Genomic DNA, 21,520 nt, shown 5'->3' with positions numbered 1-21,520 from the left:
GGGCTTTTCTTTGGCTGTTCGTAGGAGCGAGCTTGCTCGCGAACCGAGTCCGCCGCAGGGTTTGTTCGCGAGCAAGCTCGCTCCTACACATGTGCGCTCAACTGCTGGTGCGTCTGCGTACGGCTCGCTCGAAAACGCTCTCCGCCCACTGGTTCAGGCTCTTGCCGGACGCCTTGGCCGCAATGGCGGCGGCGGCGTGAACCTCGGGGCGGATGCGCAGCATGATCTTGCCGGACGCCGGCTTCTCCGGTTCTACACCGCGCGCCGCACAGTCGACCAGGTAATCCTCAACGGCATCCTGGAAGGCGGCATGGAGCCCACCAACGCTGTCGGCATGGAAGCTGATGATGTCGTTCACTCCCAGCAGGCGGCCAACGAAGAGGTCATCACGATCGTCGAATTCAATACGGGCGGTGTAACCCTTGTAGGTCATGCGGCTCATGTTTCCACTCCAGCCCGACGCAGGAATTCACGGGCTTCCTCGACCTGGTAACGCTTGGCCTCCTTGCCCGGATGCGGGCGATGGCAGCGCCAGGTCTGACCATGCAGAACCAATTTCACCCGTGACCCTTCACGCTCCTCCACGGTGCCGCCCAGATGCAGAACCAGAGCTTCGATGTCGGTAAAGACTATCGATGCACTGGTTGGCGTGCGGAAGATCATGGCGAGGGTTTTGCGGTGGCGGTTCTGTATCCAGAAATGCTATCGAGATATGATAGCACTCTATGGTTGCCATTTCCTCGAGATGGGCCGGCCACCTCGGATGCTTTTGTAGGAGCGAGGGGGCGCCCAGTTCTTGCTCGCGAACCGAGCCCGCCGCGGGGTTTGTTCGCGAGCAAGCTCGCTCCTGCACGCGACGGCCTATCCGGCGCGTCTCATTCGATGAAAAGCTCGATGGTGAGGTTTCCTGCAAGTGTCGATTCGATCAGGCGGCTACCGGCGGCTCCGCCGCGCGCCAGCGCAGCCCCAGCGGCAGCAGGAACAGCGGCAACAGGCTGGCGACGATCAGCACCGCGAAGAACGGCAGGCGCGAGGGGAGGCTGAACAGCGGGAACAGCAGCACCGGGCCTAGGAACATCGACAGGTACAGCGCCTGTTCGGCCACGCCGCCGGCGCCCATCACGTCGCCGCCACGGCTCATGCGTGGGATGCTGGTGAATACCCAGGCGACCACGAAGCTGCCGACGAAGCCCTGGACGATCTTCGCCACGATGGCGGTGGACGCCGCGATGCCGGGAATGAATACCAGGACCTCCAGCACCACCCCGATCAGCGCGCCGCCGACCACGGCCAGCGGGCCGAAGAAGCGCAGGTTGAGCACAAAGCCGGCGAGCAACCCGGCCAGCACGCTGGAGAGGATGCCGATGGTGGAGATCACCCCGATGGTCGACGGTGCCACGCCCAGGCTGTGGATAAAGTAGTCCGGGGTGATGGTCACCAGGCCCAGCGCCACGGTCAGCGGCGCGCCCACCGCCAGCGCCAGGCGCAGCACGGACGGGTCGGCGTAGAGGCGGAAGGTCTGTCGCAGGGAATGGCGCTCGCTGCGCGTCGCCAGGTTCACCGATGGCAGCAGCGGGGTCGCCAGCAGCAGGGCCAGTAGCACCAGGGCATGACCGCTGAAGGCGCTGCGCCACTCGCCATGCTGGCCGCCGACATAGGGCGCCACGGCGAAGATCGCGATGGCGCCGCCCAGCGGCGAGGCTACCGACCAGAACGCCAGCGCCGTGGTGCGGCGGCGGCCTTCGGTGGTGTGTACCAGCAGAGCGAGTGCGGCGAGCACCACGCTGATGTAACCGGCGCCTTCGGTGACGCGCAGGGCAATCAGGGTAGTGAAGTCTTCGCTGCGGCTCGCCAGGTAGCTGCACGCCGCCGCCAGCAGCAGGCCGAAGACGATGGCGCGGCGCTCGCCGACCCGCGCCACGATCCAGTTGACCAGGGGAGAGGCGAGGGCGGCGACTACCGCCACTGCCGACACCACCCAACTGGCCCGCGAGGGGCTGACCGAGAAGGCGTTGGCGATGTCGGCGACCAGCAGGATGGTCTTGCCGTGGCACGCTGCGATGATCACAGCGAAGGCGAGGGTGAGCAGGATCGAGGGCCAGCTTCCGGCACGCATCGGGGAATCCTCTTCAAGGGTTTGGTTGGAATGACTATTTGTGGGGCCTGTGCAGGCGCGTTCCCCTCACCCCAGCCCTCTCCCTCTGGAGAGGGAGCAGTCCGTGCCGGCTGTCGCGGTCGTTTCATCCAGCGCCGAACGGTCCTCTCCCTCCGGGAGAGGGAGCAGTCCGTGCCGGCTGTCGCGGTCGTTTCATCCAGCGCCGAACGGTCCTCTCCCTCCGGGAGAGGGAGCAGTTCGTGCCGGCTGACGCGGTCGTTCCATCCTGCGCCGAACGGTCCCCTCTCCCGCGTGCGGGAGAGGGTTAGGGAGAGGGGCTTTTGAAGCGCCTCAGCGCCGCGAAATATTCAGGACCTGGAGTTCGCTGAAGGCCTCATAACCGCGTTGCCCGCCTTCGTAGCCGAGCCCGCTCCACTTGTGCCCGCCCTTGGGCGCGCCGGGCTGGATGTGGCCGTGCTGGTTGACCCAGGCCAGGCCCGCCTCCAGCTGCGCCGCAATGGCTTCGCCGCGCGCCAGGTCGCGGGTCCACACCGAGGCGCCGAGGCCGTAGTGGCTGGCGTTGGCCTGGGCAATGGCGTCCTCTTCGTTGCGGAAGGAGATCACCGGCAACACCGGGCCGAACTGTTCCTCGTCCACCAGCGCGACGCCGGCCGCCACGCCGCTGACCAGGGTCGGCGGGTAGAAGTAGCCGGGCCCTTCGGGCCGTACGCCGCCACTGTGGATTTGCGCGCCGTGTGCCTTGGCGTCTTCCACCAGGGCGATGACCCGTTCCAGTTGTTGCGCGTTGGTCAGCGGCCCCAGCTCCGTCTGCGGGTCGAGCCCATGCCCGAGGCGGGTGTGCTGGGCGCGCTCGGCGAGTTTCGCCAGCAGGGGTTCGAACAGGCTTTCATGCACGTACAGGCGCTTGATCGCAAAGCACACCTGGCCGCTGTTCCAGAAGGCGCCCCAGAACACTGGTTCGACGATGGCGTCGAGGTCGGCGTCTTCCAGCACCAGCGCTGCATCGTTGCCACCCAGCTCCAGGGTCAGGCGTTTCAGGTCGTCCGCCGCGCCGGCATACAGGCGCTTGCCGGTGGTGACGCTGCCGGTGAAGGTGACGTGGCGCACTCGCGGATGGCGCACCAGGTGTTCGCCGACTTCGCCGGCACCGGCGATCACGTTGAGCACGCCCGCAGGGAACACATCACCCAGCAGTTGCGCCAGCAGCAGAGTGGACAGCGGCGTGTGCTCCGAGGGCTTGGCCACCAGGGTATTGCCGGCGTGCAGGGCGGGCGCGATCTTCAGCACCAGCAGGATCAGCGGAACGTTCCATGGGGTGATCGCGGCGACCACGCCGAGGGGTTTGCGGGTGATGCGCACCAGGCGCTCGCCGTCGTCGCGAAGTGACGTGTCGGCGGGCAGCTCGAGGTGCGCGTGGTGTTCGAAGGTGGCGGCGACGCCAGCCACTTCCTCCAGCGTCGAGCGCAGCGGGCGACCCTGCTCGCGGGTAATCAGTTCGGCCAGCGCCTGGGCGTTCTCGCGCACGCGTTGGGCAGCGAGGGCCAGGCTGTGGCGGCGTGCGTCCAGATCGGCGGCCCAGGCCGGGAAGGCCCGGTGCGCGGCGTCCACCGCCGCGTCGACCTGCTCCCGGCTGGCGCGGGCGGCTTCGCCGACGAGTGCTTCGCTGGCCGGGTCGATCACCCGGTCATAGTGCTCGGCCGCCTGGAGGCGACCATCGATCAGCAGTTCATAGCGTGACATGGCGAGTTCCTCAGGCACCGCCCAGGATGGCATCGGCGATCTTCTCGGCGAGCATCAGGGTCGGCAGGTTGGTGTTGGCGGTGGGGATCACCGGGATGATCGACGCGTCGGCAACGCGCAGGCCCTCGACGCCATGGACGCGACCGGCGCTATCGACCACGGCCTGCGGGTCATCGGCAGCGCCGATGCGGCAGGTGCCGCTGGGGTGCCAGACGCCGCCGATGTGGCGGCGCAGGTAGGCTTCCAGCGCCGCGTCGTCGGCCAGCAGGGCCTCCAGTTTCGGCCCGCCGGGCTGAGGCACGGCGAATGGGGTGAGCGCCAGTTGCAGGTCGTAGCGCGCCAGGACCGGGTGCTTGAACAGGCGCTGGATGGTGCGTAGCGCCACGCGTGCGCGTTGCAGGTCGCGCGGGTCGGAGAGCAGGTTGAAATCGACTTGCGGTGGGCTCGCCGGGTCGCGGTCGCGCAGGCTCAAGCGGCCGCTGGAGCTGGGCTTGTTGATCCAGAACAGCGCGTGGGCGACGCCGCGCTCGGCGTCCGCGCCGATGGCCAGGTAGAGGTCCGAGGGGGTCTCCGGATCGACGCCCGAGGACACCCGGATACCCAGTTGGTGAGACGTGCCGGGCCGCGCCAGCACGGCGTCCGAGCGCGCGGCATCGCCCAGGGTGGCCAGGGTGCCCAGCGAGCTGTGCTCCCACAGGTTGCCGCCGACGCCGGGGCGATCGGCGATCACCTCGATGCCCAGCTCCTGCAACTGGCTGGCCGGGCCGATGCCGCTACGCAGCAGGAAGGCTGGCGATTGCAGCGCACCGGCGGCGAGGATGACTTCGCCGGCTTCCACGGCGACGCGCTCGCCATCGCGCAGCAGTTCGACGCCAGTGATACGCGTGCCTTCGCGCAGCAGACCAAGCACCTGGCTGTCGGTCCACAGCGTCAAGTTGGGCCGCGCGCGCACCGCTTCGTCGAGGTAGCCACGGGCAGCGGACACGCGCTGGCCGTGCTCCAGGTTCACCGCCGGGGGGAAGTAGCCGTCGTCGAACACGCCATTCTGGTCGCCGATGTCGCGCAGGCCTTCGGCTTGCAGTGCCGAGACCACGGAGCGGGTGAAGGGCGTCCAGTCGCGGGTGGAGACGCGGTTGATCGGGATCGGTCCGTCGTGCCCGTGCAGTGGGCCGGCGTAATCGGTGTCGCGCTCAAGCTTGCGGAAGTACGGCAGCACGTCGTCCCAGCCCCAGCCTTCGGCGCCCAGTTCGGCCCACTGGTCGTAGTCGCGCGGCAGGCCGCGGTTGGCCACCAGCACGTTGACGCTGGAGCCGCCACCGAGGACGCGGGCCTGTTCGAGGTAGCGTTCGGGGCGCTCCACACCTTCTGGCTGCGCGCCATGGCGGACGCTCAGGTCCGGCCAGAAGTAGCGCTCGCGCAGCTCCAGGCGCAGGCGGAAGGGATTGTGGCCGTCGAGGATTTCCGCCGGCGTGGCGTGCGGCGGGGTGTCCGGGCCGGCCTCGATGAGCAGGACGCGGCGCTGCGGATCGGCGGAAAGGCGCCCGGCGAGAACGCTGCCGGCGCTGCCGCCGCCGACGATGATGTGGTCGTAGCGAGGAGTGGTCATGTCGCCTCCCGACCCGGCGCTCCCGCACCGGGCGCGTGCAGGGTGATCAGAAGCCGACGGAGATGCCGGCGACCAGGGCGCGCGGTGCGCCTTTGTAGTACTTGGGCGCGCCGTAGAAATCGCCGTCGGCCGGGTCGGCGGAGACCGTCCCCGAGTTCACGCCCGACAGGTAGTGCTTGTCGAAGACGTTGTTGAGGTTGAGCGTCAGGGTGGTTTCCTTCAGCGCGCTGCCCAGGTCCTTGAGGCGGTAGCCCAGGTTGGCGTCGAACACGGTGTAGCCGCCGATCTTCTCGTTGTTCGCCAGGTCGCCGTAGAAGCTGCCGGTGTGGCGGCCGAGGAAGTTGGCGTAGAAGGTCTGGTTGTCGTAGCCGATACCGGCGCTGAACAGGTTGCGCGGGGTGTCGTAGAGCTGGTTGCCTTTGGTGTCGAGGCTGGCGCCGCCGGCGCTGTAGTCGTCGTCCTGGGTGGAGCGCAGGTAGGTCCACGACGCGAAGTAGTTGAAGTTCGCCGGCAGCAGGCCGTTGAGCGACAACTCCAGGCCCCTGGTGGTGACGTCGCCGGCGTTGAAGTAGGAGGTAACGCCGGAGACTTCCTCGAAGGCCGCCTGGCGGTCCTTGAACCTGTCATAGAACAGCGCGGCGCTGAGCAGCAGGTCATCGGTGCTGTAGCGCCAGCCGATCTCCTGGTTCCAGGTGACTTCCGGCTTCTGCTTGTCGCCGCCGTTGGCCTGGCCGTACACCGCCGCCACCGCCGGAGTGCGCATGTTCGAGGTGGTGTTGTAGTAGAGCTGTTGTTGCGGGTCGAGCTGGTAGGCAAGGCTCAGGCTGGGCAGGAAGCGGTAGTAGTCGGCGCTGTCGCCGAAGCCGCTGAGGCGATCGTCGCCCTTGTTCTGCGTGTGCTGCCAGGCCAGGCCGCCGGTGAGCACGAGCTGCGAGGTGATGTCCCAGGTGTCCTGTACCCAGAGCTTCTGGGTGGTGATCTCGTTGCGCTGGTCGGTGAAGTAGATGGCGTTGCCGTTGCCGTCGCGCAGCTTGTGGCTACCGTCGATGCCGGCGGGCTTGCCGTTGCCCTTGATCTCGACCACCGGGAACTGGTTGCGGGCGTGGGTGTAGTCGGTCCACAGGCCCAGTTGCAGGGTGTGGTCGTCGTTGACCAGGAAGTCCAGCGTATTGGTGGAGCCGATGCGGTACTGCGTCGGGTAGACGCTGAGCGCGCCGGTCACCAGCGGGTCGATGCTGTCGCCGTCGCCATTGAGATCGGCGTTGACCTTGTTCTCGTTGACCGGCACCACGGCTACGGCGGCGGTGCCGTCGGTGACGCGGACGAAATACGGGTCGACCTTCAGCTGGACCTTGTCGGAGAGGTTGAACAGGCCATTGAGCGCGTAGGTCTGGATCTTGAAGTCGGCGCGCGAGGCCGCGGCGCTCTGGCCGGGGACGGTGACGTCGGGCACGCCGTTGGTGCCGTTGCCCTTGGTCGGGTAGATGTCGCGCGGGTAACCCTGGTCGTACTTGTTGGCGCGGTACTCAGCCAGCGTCGGGTGGTTGTAGCTGTTGGTGCGCATCAGGAAGCTGGAGAAGATGCCGTTGATGCGGTTGCCGTCCCACTCGTATTGCAGGTTGCCTTCATAGCGGTTGGAGGACAGCTCGCCGCCGCTGTTGTCCCACAGGTCGGCGGTGGTGCGCGAGGCCGAGAGCCAGGCGGAGAAGCCGTTCACCTCGCCGGTGTTGACCCGCGCGAAGGTGCGGAACAGGCTGTCGCTGCCGACGTTCTGCTTCACCAGCAGGCCGCTTTCCTTGGTCGGCGCCACGGACTTGATCAGCACGCTGCCGCCGCTGGCAGTAAGAGTCGGGGCGTTGATCGAGGAGGAACCGTAAAGCACTGACACCGACTCGTAGTTTTCCGGGTCGCCCATGAAGTCGGCGTGGGGCGTGAGGAACTGCGGATCGTTGAGCGGGATGCCGTCGCGGACGAAGCCGATCTGGTCCTGGGAGAAGCCGCGGATGTTCAACCCGCCTTCTGTAATACCGCTGTTGTCGCCGCCGCTGACGTGCACGCCGGGCAAGTATTTGAGGGCGCCGGTGACGGCGCTGTCGAGGCCGACGAATTTCTCCAGCTGGGATTTGGTCAACGTGCCCTTGGAGACTGGCGCCACTTCCTTGCGGGCGTCGCCGACCTGGGTTTCCTGGCTTTGGCCCTCGACGGTCACGGTACTCAGCGTGACGCCTTCAGGGGATTTCGAATCATCGGAAAGTGCAACTTCCGTGTTGAATAAAAGAGCGCTGGATAATGCTATTGCCAGCGGTTTGAGGCGGAACTCTCTTGCATGCTTCATGGCAGTCACTCGGGGCTTTTAATACGTTATGAGTGAGCTAGAGCAAGCTCTGTGCCATGCGTTTTAGAGCGGTTCAAGGCGGTTTTCGGGTGTTTTTCTGCTGTTGCTGCAGCAACTGCTTTTACAGTGGTGCTGGCGCAGCTACTTGTTATGAACAGTGCTTCGGAAAGTGCTGCGCTAAAAAGATAAAGCCCCGCTATCGGGGGCTTTATTGTTTGGCTGAGTTGTCTTGTGTTCAGGGTTGTCGGGCGACGGTTCTTGCCTGCTCTTTCCAGAATCCTTCGAGCTGCTGATTCTTCAATCCCTGCTCGACGAACTTCGGTTCCAGCAGGTCATCCACCTTCACCTCGTTGCGGATCAGTTTCGCCTTGAGGCTGTAGGCGATGCCATCGGTGTAGTGCTGGCGCAGGGCGTCGTCGTAGAGCGGGGAGAAGTGCGCTGACCAGGGCTCGCCGGAGACCTCGCGCTGCAACACGCTCAGCGGTACGCCGGAGCGGGTCTGGGCGTCCTGGTAAGCCGCCTGGTTGGCGTCCTGGGAAACCCACCACGCGGCCTTCAGGTAGGCGTCCACCACCAGTTGGGTGAGGTCGGGATGTTCCTTCACGAAGTCCTTCGCGCCCCAGACTTCGGCGCGCATCTTCCAGTCCGCGGGTGCCTCCTTGCTTGACCAGATGATGCGGCCGACCTGCTTGTCTTCCAGCAGGAAGGCGTCGCTCAGGGTGAAGAACGCATCCACCCGCCCGGCGCTCAAGGCAGCGGCGCCGGCCTGGGGGTTGAGGTTGAAGATGCGGAAGTCCTCGAAGCCCAGGTGGTTGGCTTCCAGCAGCTTGGCGAACGACAGTTCCCACGGCCGACCACGGTGCAGGGCGATGCGCTTGCCCTTGAGGTCGGCGATGGATTTCGCTGTCGATCCCGGCGGCACTACGAGGTAGACGTTGTTGCCGATGCCGCCGGGGACGATCAGTTGGGTCTGCACACCCGAGGCGTTGGCGATGATCGACGGCAGGTCGCCGTAGAAGGCGAAGTCGATACGCTTGTTGGCGAATTCCTCGTTGACGAAGGTGCCCACCGAACCGGTGGCGGCGGGCACCCATTCCAGCTTGATATTGCGCTGGGCCAGTTGCTGCTCCAGCCACTTGTCGCGGTCGATCACGTACGAGGGGCCGTTGAAGGTGATCTGCCCGGCGTTGGCGTAGGCCACCGTAGCGATGCGCAGGGTGGTGGGTTGCTCGGCGGCCAGTGCGTGGCCTGCGAGCAGCACGACGGCTGGCAACAGGCGGCGCAACGTGCGATGGATCAGGGACATGGCGGTTACCTCGCTCAGAAGTCGGTGGTGACCGAGACGCCGAAGGTGCGTGGGTCACCGAACATCACGGCGGCGGTCTGGTAGCCGCCGGGCAGGGTGTGGTTGCGGTATTCCTTGTCGGTCAGGTTGTTCACGTAGGCGGTGACGCGGGTGGTTTCGCCCGGCAGCTCGTAGGTCACCCGCGCATTGCCCAGGGTGTAGCCGCCGCTGCGCATGTTGGCGCTCTGGTCGTTGGTGAAGAAGTACTGGCGGCTGCGGGTGTTCCAGTCGGTACCGAGGATCACCGCGCCACCCACGTTCAGCGGGATGCGATAGTCGGCGCCAATCACCGCCGAGACGCTGGGCGCGCGGACGAAGTGGTTGCCGGAGTAGTCGTCGGTGCCCGAGGTGTAGTCGGTGAACTCGGTGTGCAGCAGGCCCAGGCCGAGGTTGACATGGAGGTTCTGCACCGGGATGGCTTCGAGTTCGAACTCGGCGCCGTAGGCCTCGCCCTGGGCGCCGTTGGCCAGGCGCGAGACGGTCTGGTTGTTCACCGCGGTGACGATGTTGAGCTGGATGTCCTTGTAGTCGTAGTAGAAGACGCTGGCGTTGGCGTTCAGGCGGCCATCGAACCACTCCGACTTCAGGCCCAGTTCATAGGAGGTGAGGTATTCCGGGTCGACCTTGGCCACCGTGGCCTGGCTGGTGACGCCGGCGTTGTAGCCGCCGGAGCGGAAGCCGCGGGCATAGCGGAAGTAGGCGCGGGCGTTGTCGGAGATCCGGTACTCCGGCGTCAGGTCCCAGCTGTAGTCGCTCCAGGTGTTGCTCTCATCCTGGGTGGCGTTGACGATCAACGGCGTCTCGACGTTGCCTGGCTGCCACCAGTGGCCATCGCCGAAGCTGGCGGCGCCCCGGTTGACCAGGCGCGCCAGGTCGATGTCCTTGGTCTCGCGGGTCCAGCGCAGGCCGGCGGTGAGGCTGAAGTCGTCGGTGAAGTTGTAGGTGGTGCTGCCGAAGATGGCGTAGCTCTCGGTCTTCTGGTCGTAGCTGACGTTGTTGTAGTAGCTGGGGACGTAGACGTTGGGCAGCGCGGCGTTGGCGTTCTTCGATTCCAGGTCTTCGTTGAAGTAATGGAAGCCCAGCACCCAGTTCAGGCGGTCGCTGCGCGGCGAGGCCAGGCGCAGTTCCTGTGACCACTGCTGGCTGTCGGCATAGCTGTAGCTGCGTTGCAGTTCCAGCGGGGTGTTGTCGCTGTCGGTCCAGCCGTCGCGGGTGAAGTGTTCGAAGGCGGTGATGGAGGTCAGCTCCAGCTCGCCCAGTTGCCAGACCAGGTTGAGGTTGCTGCCGGCCTGGTCGATCTCGGCCTGGTACTTGGCGTTGAAGTTGGCCTTGCCCAGTTCCGGATCGATGGAATAGCCGAACTGGTTGGTGCCGTTGGGCCGGGTACCGTAGCTCACCGTGTTGTAGCTGGCGGTGTCGTGGTAGTGGCGGGCGTGAACGTTGAGGTTGGCGTCGAGGTTGTCGTTCACCCGCGCGGCCAGTTGCAGGCGCACGGCGTCGTCTTCCAGCGCGCCCTGGTCGTTGCCATCGTTCTTGTTCTCGGTGTAGCCGTCGCGCCCCTGGTGGTGGAAGGACACGCGCCCGGCCAGCTTGTCGTCGACCAGCGCATCGCTCACCGCGCCTTCAACGATGCGGTTGGCGTAATTGCCCATGTCGACCTTGAAATAGCCCTCGGGGCTGAAGGTCGGCTTGCGCGAGATGAAGTTGATCGCGCCGCCCGTGGTGTTCTTGCCCCACAGCGTGCCCTGCGGGCCGCGCAGCACTTCCACGCGCTCCTGGTCGAACAACGGGAAGCCGGTGGCGCTGATGTTGGCGATGTACACGTCGTCGACGTAGATGCCGATCGGGCTGACGGTGTTGGCGCCCTGATCGCCCGTGCCCAACCCGCGAATCCACCAGCGCGGACGGCCATGGCCATCGGTGGTGCCGGCGGAGGCGTTGGGGGTGTAGCGGGTGACTTCGTTGGCCGATTGCAGCGAGGCATCGCGGATTTTCTCGCCGCTCAGCACGGTGATTGGCGCCGGTACTTCCTGCACCGACTCTTCGCGCTTCTGCGCGGTCACCACCACCTTGCCGAGGGTCGGTGCGGCGCTGCTGTCCTCCTTGGTCTGCGTCTCGCCGTCAGCGGCATGGACGGCGACGCTGGCGAGGCTCGCCAGGATCGCGAGGGAAAGGGTGTTACGTTTGAACATGGTGTCCCCAGGGGGCGGCGAAAGGACGGCTGGCTCTGTGGTGCTCGGTCGTCGCCGCAAGGCATGAAGCTGTTATTGCGTTGCTCTTGTACTGGCTCACGCGTGATGAAGGCCGGAAGGCTTGCCGGGAACATCGCAACATCCGTACCGCTTTCGCGTTGAATGTTAAATGGCTGATACAAAAGGGTTTTTTATGTTTGTTGCGGGCGCTGTGCTGCTGGGGCAGCAGTCCATGCTGGGCCATCGCTGCCTGGGCAGCAGCGCGGCAGCAGGTTCTCCGCAGCTTTCGTCGAACTGCCGTGGGAACGCCATTTGCAGCTGATAAGCTGGTCTCTCTGAAGCCCTGGAGTTGGCGATGAACACGCTTCTGCCGGAGCAACCCCTGCAACGCTTCCCGCGCAATCTGCGCGGCCGCGATTTCGTGGTGGGGGATGTGCACGGCCATTTCGAATTGCTGCAGCGATTGCTTGACCTGGTCGGATTCGATCCGGCCGTCGATCGCCTGTTCGCCGCCGGCGACCTGGTGGACCGCGGCCCCTATTCCCCGCAGGTGCTCGATTGGTTGGCCAAGCCCTGGTTCGCCTCGGTGCGCGGCAACCACGAGCAACTGGTGATCGACGTGGTGCTGGCCGGCGATGACCGCGACCTGCACTTCCGCAATGGCGGCGCCTGGCTGTACAAGCTCACGCCGGTGACTCGCGAACGCATCGCCCGCCGGTTGCAACAATTGCCGCTGGTGATCGAAGTCGAACTGGGGGATGGGCGCCGCGTGGGCATCGTGCATGCCGAGGCACCGGTCTCACCGGCATTTCCGGACTGGGACAGCGGCGTCGCTGCGCTGGCCGGCGAGCTGGGTGAAACCGCCCGGCGCAATGCCGTTGGCCTGGCCATGTGGGCACGCACGCGGATCGAGAAGGAGGACACCACGCTCATCGCCGGGCTGGAGCGCCTGTATGTCGGCCATACCGCGCAAGGCGCCGTGCGCCCGCTGGGCAATACCCACTACATCGACACGGGCAGCGGCTACGCCGACGGTTGCCTGAGCATCGTCGACATGCACAGTGGTGAAGTGGAAACGGCGGCCGCCCGCTGAGCGACCGCCGGGACGATCACTCGCCGCGGATGTACTGTTCCAGTTGCTGGATCAGCTCGGCCTGTTCGGCGATGGCGGCCTTCACCAGGTCGCCGATGGACAGCAGCCCGAGCAGCTCGCCGTTCTCCACCACCGGCAGGTGGCGCAGGTGGCGCTCGGTCATGATGCCCATGCACTTGTCGACGTTGAGGTGGGTGTCCACGGTGATCACTGGCGCGGTCATCACCGCGCTGATCGGCGTGTCTTCCGAATTGCGCCCCTTGAGCGCCAGGCGCCGGGCGTAATCGCGCTCGCTGAAGAAGCCGACCAGCTGGTTGGCCTCCACCACCGGCAGGCCGCCGAGGTTCTTTTCCGCCATCAGGCGCAATGCATCGATCACCAGCGCATCCGGGGCGATGGTGTAAACCTGCTGGTCCGCCTTGGCGTTCAACAGCTGAGCCACAGTCTTCATTCCTACCCCCTGTTCGTCGTTCACGGCGCGATACCCGTGGTTCATAGAGAATCGTGGACGAATCGCGATCCGGCAAGGTCGCAAAGCGGCGTCCGCCGTCACGACAGCGTCATCCGCCCGCGACGCGACTTATACTGTGATTCCCTTCCCCTTATCCCCCCACGAAAGACCGGCCATGACTGACGACGATCTCGACCTCCACGAGCCTGAACACGACCACCTGCTGGACCTCGATGACGACCTCGACGGCCTGCTGGAGGAGGACGCGGCGTTCTTCGAGGATCAGCCCGACGATCATGAGGACGGCGACGAGGAAGCGGACGAGTATCAGCCGGGCCTGGATGACGAGGACTGGTAGAGGACCGACCTCCGGACGATATCCGGGCGTCATGATTGGCTGGCAGAATGCCGGCCAGACAATAAAGAGAAAGCATCATGCGCAACATCACGCTCGCCCTGGCCGTCTCCCTGCTCTGTGGATGCTCCTCGGACGTCCGCCGGGATGACCGCACCGCGCCCATCTCCCTCTATCGAGACACCCGCCACGTGATGGTGGTGAACTTCCAGCCCGATCCCACGGTGGCGGCCAACCCGCGCTGGGGCGCGCTGAAGGCCAGCTGGCGTGAGGCGCTGCGCGACGAGGCGGGGTCGGCGGACTACCAGCTCACCGAACAGGACGGCGAACCGCGCGCCACCGACACCCTGTCCACCCTGGTGGTGATCGAGGTCGGCGCCGGCCATAGCGCGAACAACCGCATGAGCAGTGATGGCGAGGAATGGATCGCCTCGACCGTGCGTTACCACGATGGCCTGACCGGCCAGCTGCTCGCCTCGCGTCGCTACGAGAGCGAAGCCGATGGTGATCTGTTCAGCTCCATGAGCTCTTCCGAAGTCAGCGCAGTGTCCGAGCAGATCGTCGAGGAAATCACCGGCGCCCTGCTGGTGGCGCGACCATCCCGCAGCCTGCCGACGCCTCTGCCCGCCACCACGCCGGCGCAGCCGCCCGAGGCCGTGCCGCAGCCGATGTCGCCTACCGCGGCGGAAACCGTCGCCCACGTCTCGCAGCCGCTGACCAAGGAGCAGCGCCTGATGGAGTTGCAGCGGCGCAACCTGCCGTATGAGGAATACCGCGACGAGTACCAGCGGATCATGGGGCGCTGAACAACCGCACGCTATAAAGCGATCATCGGCGGCTGCTAGAACCAGCCGCCGCTCGACAATTCCTGCTCGCAGCTCTTGTACTGGGCGCCGTACAGCGACGCGCGTGCCTGGACCTTCTGTGACGTCGTCTTCAGCCACGGCTTGGCGTCGTAGCTGCGGTTGCGATAGCCGCCCCAGCCCTCGTGGTAGTTCAGATACTGGCCGTAAGCATCCCACTTGGAGACGCGATTCACGCTGTAGGTCTTGTTCATGTACCAGCCCATGAAGTCCAGCGCGTCGGCGAAGTCGTCGCGGTCCGCGCCCCAGCCTCCCGCCTCTTTCTTGTAGTCCGCCCAGGTTTCGTCCTTGGCCTGGGCGTAGCCGTAGGCGGAACTGACCCGACCCCAGGGGATGAAGCCGAGGAAGTAGTAACGCGGTGGCAGGGCGTCGTGTTTGAAGGAGGACTCCTGGTACATCATCGCCATCGGTACCTGGACGGTCCCGCCCCAGCGCTTCTGCACCTTCAGCGCCGCTTCGTGCCATGCGGGCTTCTCGCGAAAGATCTCGCAGAGGTTCTCGGGGTGCGCCGGCGGCTTGGTGGCACAGCCGGCAAGGGCCAGGAGCAGGGCTGGCAGCAGAAGCCGAAGCATGGGCGGTTTGTCCTTTTCTCGCGCGATCGCGGAAGGCTTATACAGCCTCTGGTGGCGAAGAGGAATCGTCGGGCATCGAGGGTGATTGTCGCCCCGCGCCTGCCGCGATGCCCGATCCCCACGGTGGGTGGCTGCAGCGGCGCAGGGCTTTACTCCCGGAAACAAAAAAGCCCGCTCAGGGCGGGCCTTTCAGGCGGCTTCGCAGACTGCCAGGGGCAGCTGGAAACAAGGTAGATGGCGCACCAGGCGGGATTCGAACCCACGACCCCTGCCTTCGGAGGGCAGTACTCTATCCAGCTGAGCTACTGGTGCGTATGCCGCGGCTGGCGCGGCAGGCGGCAATCATACGCATCTCCCGTGCGGGCGTCCAATATGGGTGCGCTCGTTCATGATATCGAACGAAAACAGCCGCCTGTCGGTAGAAATCCTCCGAAAACCCCCTGCAACCTGATACCTTCGTTGGTTTTGTCGAACGAGCTATTGCCCTTTGCAGTCGAGGGCCCTAGGATTCGTTTGAGATTTCAAACGCCTCCCCATCACAACAACAGGAGACCGGAGAATTGGCATCACACCAGCCGGCCATCAGCCTGCGGGATGACAGTCTTCCGTTGCACCCACCGCATGTCCCTTGTGACAGGTCTCCGTGCGGCTTCCGTCGATCAGCGTACCGGAAGGTTGTAGGGCAGTCGTACTCCTGGGCCGAGCCCGGGAATCTGCGCGTGAACGAGTTCAACCAGACCGGGCAATGACCTGGGCCTGCGTTTTTTCGTGTCCGCATGCCGAGCGAACTAAGAGCCGTTCGCCTGGCGTCGCCTCCATAGCAGGGCGACATTCGCATCCAGGGTCGATAATGGTCGGCCGGGGCGAATGAACGGCAGAGACTGCGGTCTCTCCCATCCAGACAACAAGGCAGGCGGGGACTCGAGGTAGACCCGCTGTCCACAGGCTTTCCTCGAAAGGAGACAGGTCATGCAACTCAATGATGCCAAGCTGTTCCGCCAACAGGCTTACATTGACGGTTCCTGGGTCGACGCCGACAACGGCAAGACCATCAACGTGAACAACCCGGCCACCAACGAGATCATCGGCACCGTGCCGAAGATGGGCGCCGACGAGACTCGTCGTGCCATCGAAGCCGCCGACAAGGCCCTGCCGGCCTGGCGTGCGCTGACCGCCAAGGAGCGCGCCAACAAGCTGCGCAAGTGGTTCGACCTGATGATTGCCAACCAGGACGACCTGGCTCGCCTGATGACCATCGAGCAGGGCAAGCCGCTGGCCGAAGCCAAGGGCGAGATCGCGTACGCTGCCTCCTTCCTCGAGTGGTTCGGCGAAGAAGCCAAGCGCATCTACGGCGACACCATCCCGGGCCACCAGCCCGACAAGCGCATCATCGTGATCAAGCAGCCGATCGGTGTCACCGCGGCCATCACCCCGTGGAACTTCCCCTCCGCGATGATCACCCGTAAAGCCGGCCCGGCCCTGGCCGCTGGCTGCACCATGGTGCTCAAGCCCGCATCGCAAACCCCGTACTCCGCCCTGGCCCTGGCCGAGCTGGCCGAGCGCGCCGGCATTCCGAAGGGCGTGTTCAGCGTCGTCACCGGCAGCGCCGGCGAAGTCGGCGGTGAGCTGACCAGCAACCCGATCGTGCGCAAGCTGACCTTCACCGGCTCCACCGAGATCGGTCGCCAGCTGATGGCCGAATGCGCCAAGGACATCAAGAAAGTGTCCCTGGAACTGGGTGGCAACGCTCCGTTCATCGTGTTCGACGATGCCGACCTGGACGCCGCCGTCGAAGGCGCGCTGATCTCCAAGTACCGCAACAACGGCCAGACCTGCGTCTGCGCCAACCGCCTGTACGTACAGGACGGCGTGTACGACGCCTTCGTCGAGAAGCTGAAGGTCGCCGTGGCCAAGCTGAACATCGGCAACGGCCTGGAGCAGGGCGTCACCACTGGCCCGCTGATCGATTCCAAGGCGGTTGCCAAGGTCGAAGAGCACATTGCCGACGCCGTTTCCAAAGGCGCCAAAGTCCTCACTGGCGGCAAGCCGCACAGCCTGGGCGGCACCTTCTTCGAGCCGACCATCCTGGTCGACGTACCGAAGTCCGCACTGGTATCCAAGGACGAGACCTTCGGCCCGCTGGCGCCGGTGTTCCGCTTCAAGGACGAGGCCGAAGTCATCGCCATGTCCAACGACACCGAGTTCGGCCTGGCTTCGTACTTCTACGCCCGCGACCTGGCCCGCGTGTTCCGCGTTGCCGAGCAGCTGGAATACGGCATGGTGGGTATCAACACCGGCCTGATCTCCAACGAAGTCGCGCCGTTCGGCGGCATCAAGGCCTCGGGCCTGGGCCGTGAAGGTTCGAAGTACGGCATCGAGGACTACCTCGAAGTCAAATACCTCTGCCTCGGCGGTATCTGATCCGTTTTTTCCGTGGGCGCGGGGTGGCAGGCAAGAGCTGACAGCCACCTTCGCGTCGGCGTTTTCCGGTGGTAGCACCGGACAACCCGTCTGGCGGGCCGCAAGTTCCACGACAGTCGATCATCGTATGCTGTCGCGTGAGGCTTCTCCCCGCTTTCATCCTTTGATCCGGTCGCCCGATGAGCGGCCACTGAGGAAGCTATGAGCAAAACCAACGAATCCCTGCTGCAACGTCGTCAGGCCGCCGTACCTCGCGGTGTAGGCCAGATCCACCCGGTCGTCGCCGAGCGCGCCGAGAACTCCACCGTGTGGGACGTCGAAGGTCGTGAGTACATCGACTTCGCCGGCGGCATTGCCGTACTGAACACCGGCCACCTGCACCCGAAAGTGGTTGCCGCCGTTCAGGAGCAACTGACCAAGCTGACCCACACCTGCTTCCAGGTGCTGGCGTACGAGCCCTACATCGAGCTGGCCGAAGAAATCGCCAAGCGCGTTCCGGGCAACTTCCCGAAGAAGACCCTGCTGGTCACCTCCGGCTCCGAAGCTGTTGAGAACGCCGTCAAGATCGCCCGTGCCGCCACTGGCCGCGCCGGCGTGATCGCCTTCACCGGCGCCTACCACGGCCGTACCATGATGACCCTGGGCCTGACCGGCAAGGTCGTTCCGTACTCCGCTGGCATGGGCCTGATGCCGGGCGGCATCTTCCGCGCCCTGGCTCCGTGCGAACTGCACGGCGTGAGCGAAGACGAATCCATCGCCAGCATCGAGCGCATCTTCAAGAACGACGCTCAACCGCGCGACATCGCTGCCATCATCATCGAGCCGGTTCAGGGCGAAGGTGGCTTCTACGTCAACTCCAAGGCCTTCATGCAGCGCCTGCGCGCCCTGTGCGACGAGCACGGCATCCTGCTGATCGCTGACGAAGTACAGACCGGCGCTGGCCGTACCGGCACCTTCTTCGCCACCGAGCAACTGGGCATCGTTCCGGACCTGACCACCTTCGCCAAGTCCGTTGGCGGTGGTTTCCCGATCTCCGGTGTTTCCGGTAAAGCCGAAATCATGGACGCCATCGCTCCCGGCGGCCTGGGCGGCACCTACGCCGGTAGCCCGATCGCTTGCGCCGCGGCCCTGGCCGTGCTGAAAGTGTTCGACGAAGAGAAGCTGCTGGAGCGTTCGCAAGCCGTTGGCGAAAACCTGAAGGCTGGTCTGCGCGACATCCAGGCCAAGCACAAGGTAATCGGCGACGTTCGTGGCCTGGGTTCGATGATTGCCATCGAGCTGTTCGAAGGCGGCGATCACAACAAGCCGGCCGCTGAGCTGGTCAGCAAGATCGTGGTTCGTGCCCGTGAGAAAGGTCTGATCCTGCTCTCCTGCGGTACCTACTACAACGTGATCCGCTTCCTGATGCCCGTCACCATCCCTGACGCGCAGCTGGAAAAAGGCCTGGCCATCCTGGCCGAGTGCTTCGACGAACTGGCCTGAGCTTTACCGCTCTAACGGTTCAAGAGAAAGGCCCGCGCAAGCGGGCCTTTTTTTGTGCCTGCTTATCGTGCTCGTTTGTGTGAATTGTCCACCGAAGTTGATGGCGCGCATGGGAAGCTCGTGGGCTTTGGACTACGCTGCGCAGTATCCGAAGGCCGTTGGCCGGCGGCATCCGAAGGACCGGGCACGTGGCAGGGAAGGCTCAGGATCGGTTGTTTCCGCCCGCGACGGCATGCGTCCCGAACGAGGTGCGATCCATGAGCGTTTCTCCCGGCGTGCTGGTCGCTGCCAGTGATCCCTGGAGCCGCGAGCTGCTTGGCCAACTGGTGCTGAGCGTGCGTTGCGATGCGACCGTCGAATTCTGCGAGGACGGTGATACCGCCATCGAGGCGTGTCGCCGGCATCCCTTCGTCCTGATCCTGGCCGAGCGCGAGCTGCCCGGCAGCGACGGCCTGGAATTGCTCCGCCACGTGCGCATGCGTCGTCGCGGGCCGGTTGCCCAGCCATTCATCCTGATCAGCTCCAAGGCCGATGCCGCCAGCGTGCGCGCTGCCTTGCCGCTCGCGCCTACGGCCTATCTGGTCAAGCCCTTCAATGCCGAGAACCTGCGCGAACGCCTGCGCTCGCTCCTGCTGTCGCCAGGGGAAAGCGTCGTCTGCGAGCTGCCGACCCTGGAGCAGAGCCTGTCGCTGGAGCGCTTCCTGCAGACCGAGCGCGACGCCACCGAGGGCGCACCGCTGATGGGCGAGGTCGGCGCGGCGGTGAACCGCTGCATGGAGGCCAGCGACATCAACCTGGAAATGCTCGAGCAGGAGTTCGGCCATGACCCGCAGATCACCGCTTGCTTGATCTCCGCTGCCAACAGCGCTGCGCGGCACGTCGGCATGCCCTGCCAGACACTGATGCAGGCGCTGTCGCGCCTGGGCGTGGCGCAGGCGCTGAACCTGATGCTGGCGGTGGCGCTGCAGCGCGCCGCGACTCTCGCCGACCCGCTGCTGAAAGAGCGTGCCGAGCGCTTCTGGGAATTGTCCCGGCATACCGCCGACGCCGCTTTCGCCCTGGCCGAGTCCCTGGGTGCCGATGCCGACCGTTGCTTTACCGCCGGCTTGCTGCACTGCCTGGGCGATCTCGCCCTGCTGCGCAGCCTGCAGGACTGGCACAGTGCCGGCGGCGAGCTGAGCGAGGCGGATGTGGATAAGGCCCTGAAGGAGCACGGTGCGAGCTTTGGCTCCGCCCTGCGTACCCGCTGGCGCCTGCCGCTGGAGTTGCGCAACCTGATCGCGGCGGCCTATGCCATCGATAACGGCGTGTTCAGCCGCGAGGCGCTGATCGTCAACCTGGCTTCCAGTGGAGCGCGCTTGCCAGAGGATCAACTGCCTGCACTGAGCGAACACAAGGCGGCGCGGATGCTGCGGCTAACGCCGGCGCAGCTGGGCTTTCTAGGCAGAAGCTGAAACGAAAAAGGCCGCGTCGATTGACGCGGCCTTTGCTTCTGGCGAGTAGCGCGATCAGCGCGAAGCCAGCAGTTCCTTGCCGCGCACGACAGCGGCGCGGACCTGGTTCGGCGCAGTGCCGCCGATGTGGTCGCGGGCGTTCACCGAGCCTTCCAGGGTCAGCACGGCGAATACGTCGTCGTCGATCTGGTCGCTGAACTGGCGCAGCTCGTCCAGGCTCATCTCCGCCAGGTCCTTGCCGCTGTCCACGCCGTACTTCACGGCGTGGCCGACGATCTCGTGGCAGTCACGGAACGGCAGGCCGCGGCGCACCAGGTAGTCGGCCAGGTCAGTGGCGGTGGAGAAGCCCCGGCGGGCCGCTTCGCGCATGATCTCGCGCTTGGGCTTGATCGCCGGAACCATGTCGGCGAAGGCACGCAGGCTGTCGCGCAGGGTGTCGGCGGCGTCGAACAGAGGTTCCTTGTCTTCCTGGTTGTCCTTGTTGTACGCCAGCGGCTGGCCTTTCATCAGGGTCAGCAGCCCGGCGAGGTGGCCAAACACGCGGCCGGACTTGCCACGCACCAGTTCCGGTACGTCCGGGTTCTTCTTCTGCGGCATGATCGAGGAGCCGGTGCAGAAGCGGTCGGGCAGGTCGATGAATTGGAACTGGGCGCTGGTCCACAGCACCAGCTCTTCGGAGAAGCGCGACAGGTGCATCATCGCCACGGCGGCGGCGGCGCAGAATTCGATGGCGAAGTCACGGTCGGATACGCCGTCCAGCGAATTGCCGGAGATCGCTTCGAATCCCAGCAGTTCGCAGGTGATGGTCCGGTCGATCGGGTAGGTGGTACCCGCTAGCGCGGCGCTGCCCAGGGGCATGCGGTTGGCGCGTTTGCGGCAGTCCACCAGGCGCTCGTAGTCGCGACTGAGCATTTCGAACCAGGCCAGCAGGTGGTGGCCGAAAGTCACCGGCTGCGCGGTCTGCAGGTGGGTGAAGCCGGGCATGATGGTGTCCGCTTCGGCGTCTGCCAGGCCCAGCAGGCCCTGCTGCAGGCGGGTGATTTCGGCAAGGATCAGGTCGATCTCGTCGCGCAGCCACAGGCGGATGTCGGTGGCCACCTGGTCGTTGCGCGAACGACCGGTGTGCAGTTTCTTGCCGGTGATGCCGATGCGGTCGGTCAGGCGCGCTTCGATGTTCATGTGCACGTCTTCCAGGTCGACGCGCCAGTCGAAGGTGCCGGCCTCGATCTCGCTCTGGATCTGCTTGAGGCCGTCGATGATGGTGTCGCGCTCGGCGTCGGTCAGCACGCCGACCTTGGCCAGCATGGTCGCGTGGGCCATGGAGCCCATGATGTCGTGGCGGTAGAGGCGCTTGTCGAAGTCGACGGAAGCGGTGAAGCGGGCGACAAAGGCATCGACGGGCTCGCTGAAGCGGCCGCCCCAGGACTGGTTGGTCTTCTCTACGCTCATGGATCTCTCTCGCTGAAACGGGCAGGCGCGGCGCGCGGCCTGCATG

Annotated in this window: 17 protein-coding genes and 1 tRNA gene; 6 read left to right on the top strand and 12 right to left on the bottom strand. The window is 65.3% G+C overall.

What is annotated here, in order from left to right; all coding sequences use genetic code 11:
• Positions 1-97 precede the first annotated feature (97 nt).
• From ACNFH5_RS01660 to ACNFH5_RS01625, 8 genes are all read right to left on the bottom strand, one after another.
• A complete protein-coding gene (locus tag ACNFH5_RS01660; RefSeq protein ID WP_416743731.1) occupies positions 98-442 on the bottom strand; it encodes a type II toxin-antitoxin system HicB family antitoxin in 345 nt (114 codons plus the stop codon).
• Positions 439-663: a type II toxin-antitoxin system HicA family toxin gene (locus ACNFH5_RS01655; protein WP_416743730.1), complete on the bottom strand. Its 225-nt coding sequence runs from the start codon at positions 661-663 to the stop codon at positions 439-441. The genes ACNFH5_RS01660 and ACNFH5_RS01655 overlap by 4 nt, the downstream gene beginning before the upstream one ends.
• A 262-nt stretch (positions 664-925) precedes the next feature.
• Complete coding sequence (locus ACNFH5_RS01650) at positions 926-2,116, bottom strand: MFS transporter (protein WP_416743729.1); 1,191 nt, start codon at positions 2,114-2,116, stop codon at positions 926-928.
• A 330-nt stretch (positions 2,117-2,446) separates the two neighbouring features.
• Positions 2,447-3,856: an aldehyde dehydrogenase family protein gene (locus ACNFH5_RS01645; protein WP_416743728.1), complete on the bottom strand. Its 1,410-nt coding sequence runs from the start codon at positions 3,854-3,856 to the stop codon at positions 2,447-2,449.
• 10 nt (positions 3,857-3,866) lie between these two features.
• On the bottom strand, positions 3,867-5,462 hold the full coding sequence (locus ACNFH5_RS01640; RefSeq protein ID WP_416743727.1) for a GMC family oxidoreductase: 1,596 nt from the start codon (positions 5,460-5,462) through the stop codon (positions 3,867-3,869).
• A gap of 46 nt (positions 5,463-5,508) precedes the next feature.
• Positions 5,509-7,671, bottom strand: coding sequence for a TonB-dependent receptor (locus tag ACNFH5_RS01635; RefSeq protein WP_416743725.1), 2,163 nt, complete (start codon positions 7,669-7,671; stop codon positions 5,509-5,511).
• 361 nt (positions 7,672-8,032) lie between these two features.
• Entirely contained in the window at positions 8,033-9,103 is a 1,071-nt protein-coding gene (locus ACNFH5_RS01630; RefSeq protein WP_416743723.1) for an ABC transporter substrate-binding protein, read from the bottom strand.
• Positions 9,104-9,117: 14 nt separating this feature from the next.
• Positions 9,118-11,334 carry a TonB-dependent receptor gene (locus ACNFH5_RS01625; RefSeq protein WP_416743722.1) on the bottom strand — a complete coding sequence of 739 codons (2,217 nt, stop codon included), beginning with the start codon at positions 11,332-11,334 and terminating at the stop codon, positions 9,118-9,120.
• A 355-nt stretch (positions 11,335-11,689) separates the two neighbouring features.
• Between ACNFH5_RS01625 and ACNFH5_RS01620 the strand changes: the two genes are divergently transcribed.
• On the top strand, positions 11,690-12,427 hold the full coding sequence (locus tag ACNFH5_RS01620) for a metallophosphoesterase (RefSeq protein WP_416743720.1): 738 nt from the start codon (positions 11,690-11,692) through the stop codon (positions 12,425-12,427).
• Positions 12,428-12,443: 16 nt separating this feature from the next.
• Here ACNFH5_RS01620 and ACNFH5_RS01615 read toward each other — a convergent pair whose 3' ends face one another.
• Positions 12,444-12,878 carry a CBS domain-containing protein gene (locus ACNFH5_RS01615; RefSeq protein ID WP_081518744.1) on the bottom strand — a complete coding sequence of 145 codons (435 nt, stop codon included), beginning with the start codon at positions 12,876-12,878 and terminating at the stop codon, positions 12,444-12,446.
• A gap of 175 nt (positions 12,879-13,053) precedes the next feature.
• Between ACNFH5_RS01615 and ACNFH5_RS01610 the strand changes: the two genes are divergently transcribed.
• Both ACNFH5_RS01610 and ACNFH5_RS01605 read left to right on the top strand, forming a co-directional pair.
• Entirely contained in the window at positions 13,054-13,236 is a 183-nt protein-coding gene (locus tag ACNFH5_RS01610; RefSeq protein WP_416743719.1) for a hypothetical protein, read from the top strand.
• 77 nt (positions 13,237-13,313) lie between these two features.
• Entirely contained in the window at positions 13,314-14,039 is a 726-nt protein-coding gene (locus ACNFH5_RS01605; RefSeq protein WP_416743718.1) for a hypothetical protein, read from the top strand.
• Positions 14,040-14,074: 35 nt separating this feature from the next.
• Here the strand turns inward: ACNFH5_RS01605 and ACNFH5_RS01600 are convergent, their stop codons facing one another.
• Together ACNFH5_RS01600 and ACNFH5_RS01595 are read right to left on the bottom strand one after the other, a co-directional pair.
• Positions 14,075-14,668, bottom strand: coding sequence for a hypothetical protein (locus ACNFH5_RS01600; protein ID WP_416743716.1), 594 nt, complete (start codon positions 14,666-14,668; stop codon positions 14,075-14,077).
• A 235-nt stretch (positions 14,669-14,903) separates the two neighbouring features.
• Positions 14,904-14,980, bottom strand: a tRNA-Arg gene (locus ACNFH5_RS01595).
• 657 nt (positions 14,981-15,637) lie between these two features.
• Here ACNFH5_RS01595 and gabD point away from each other — a divergent pair.
• The 3 genes from gabD to ACNFH5_RS01580 all read left to right on the top strand — a co-directional run bounded on the left by gabD (position 15,638) and on the right by ACNFH5_RS01580 (position 20,025).
• Positions 15,638-17,089, top strand: a complete 1,452-nt coding sequence (gabD, locus tag ACNFH5_RS01590) for an NADP-dependent succinate-semialdehyde dehydrogenase (protein WP_184586317.1) — start codon at positions 15,638-15,640, stop codon at positions 17,087-17,089.
• Positions 17,090-17,290: 201 nt separating this feature from the next.
• The gene (gene gabT / locus ACNFH5_RS01585; RefSeq protein WP_416743714.1) at positions 17,291-18,571 is read left to right on the top strand and encodes a 4-aminobutyrate--2-oxoglutarate transaminase; all 1,281 of its coding nucleotides are present in this window, start codon (positions 17,291-17,293) and stop codon (positions 18,569-18,571) included.
• A 257-nt stretch (positions 18,572-18,828) separates the two neighbouring features.
• Positions 18,829-20,025 (top strand): HDOD domain-containing protein, encoded by a 1,197-nt coding sequence (locus ACNFH5_RS01580; protein WP_416743712.1) that lies wholly within the window; start codon positions 18,829-18,831, stop codon positions 20,023-20,025.
• A 54-nt stretch (positions 20,026-20,079) separates the two neighbouring features.
• On the opposite strand, the gene argH is transcribed toward ACNFH5_RS01580, so the two are convergent.
• Positions 20,080-21,474, bottom strand: coding sequence for an argininosuccinate lyase (gene argH / locus ACNFH5_RS01575; RefSeq protein ID WP_037014656.1), 1,395 nt, complete (start codon positions 21,472-21,474; stop codon positions 20,080-20,082).
• Positions 21,475-21,520: the final 46 nt, after the last annotated feature.

Source organism: Pseudomonas sp. NY15435 (assembly GCF_048068295.1).
Taxonomy (GTDB): domain Bacteria; phylum Pseudomonadota; class Gammaproteobacteria; order Pseudomonadales; family Pseudomonadaceae; genus Pseudomonas.
Note: the sequence above shows the minus strand (reverse complement) of the source record. Positions and strands in the feature narration are given on the sequence as shown.

What these genes read in the sequence shown, in the direction of transcription:
- ACNFH5_RS01600 (WP_416743716.1), bottom strand. Translation starts at nt 14,668, where the DNA reads ATGCTTCGGCTTCTGCTGCCAGCCCTGCTCCTGGCCCTTGCCGGCTGT.
- argH (WP_037014656.1), bottom strand. Translation starts at nt 21,474, where the DNA reads ATGAGCGTAGAGAAGACCAACCAGTCCTGGGGCGGCCGCTTCAGCGAG.
- ACNFH5_RS01580 (WP_416743712.1), top strand. Translation starts at nt 18,829, where the DNA reads ATGAGCGTTTCTCCCGGCGTGCTGGTCGCTGCCAGTGATCCCTGGAGC.
- ACNFH5_RS01655 (WP_416743730.1), bottom strand. Translation starts at nt 663, where the DNA reads ATGATCTTCCGCACGCCAACCAGTGCATCGATAGTCTTTACCGACATC.
- ACNFH5_RS01620 (WP_416743720.1), top strand. Translation starts at nt 11,690, where the DNA reads ATGAACACGCTTCTGCCGGAGCAACCCCTGCAACGCTTCCCGCGCAAT.
- gabD (WP_184586317.1), top strand. Translation starts at nt 15,638, where the DNA reads ATGCAACTCAATGATGCCAAGCTGTTCCGCCAACAGGCTTACATTGAC.
- ACNFH5_RS01615 (WP_081518744.1), bottom strand. Translation starts at nt 12,878, where the DNA reads ATGAAGACTGTGGCTCAGCTGTTGAACGCCAAGGCGGACCAGCAGGTT.
- gabT (WP_416743714.1), top strand. Translation starts at nt 17,291, where the DNA reads ATGAGCAAAACCAACGAATCCCTGCTGCAACGTCGTCAGGCCGCCGTA.
- ACNFH5_RS01625 (WP_416743722.1), bottom strand. Translation starts at nt 11,334, where the DNA reads ATGTTCAAACGTAACACCCTTTCCCTCGCGATCCTGGCGAGCCTCGCC.
- ACNFH5_RS01660 (WP_416743731.1), bottom strand. Translation starts at nt 442, where the DNA reads ATGAGCCGCATGACCTACAAGGGTTACACCGCCCGTATTGAATTCGAC.
- ACNFH5_RS01605 (WP_416743718.1), top strand. Translation starts at nt 13,314, where the DNA reads ATGCGCAACATCACGCTCGCCCTGGCCGTCTCCCTGCTCTGTGGATGC.
- ACNFH5_RS01650 (WP_416743729.1), bottom strand. Translation starts at nt 2,116, where the DNA reads ATGCGTGCCGGAAGCTGGCCCTCGATCCTGCTCACCCTCGCCTTCGCT.
- ACNFH5_RS01640 (WP_416743727.1), bottom strand. Translation starts at nt 5,462, where the DNA reads ATGACCACTCCTCGCTACGACCACATCATCGTCGGCGGCGGCAGCGCC.
- ACNFH5_RS01610 (WP_416743719.1), top strand. Translation starts at nt 13,054, where the DNA reads ATGACTGACGACGATCTCGACCTCCACGAGCCTGAACACGACCACCTG.
- ACNFH5_RS01645 (WP_416743728.1), bottom strand. Translation starts at nt 3,856, where the DNA reads ATGTCACGCTATGAACTGCTGATCGATGGTCGCCTCCAGGCGGCCGAG.
- ACNFH5_RS01630 (WP_416743723.1), bottom strand. Translation starts at nt 9,103, where the DNA reads ATGTCCCTGATCCATCGCACGTTGCGCCGCCTGTTGCCAGCCGTCGTG.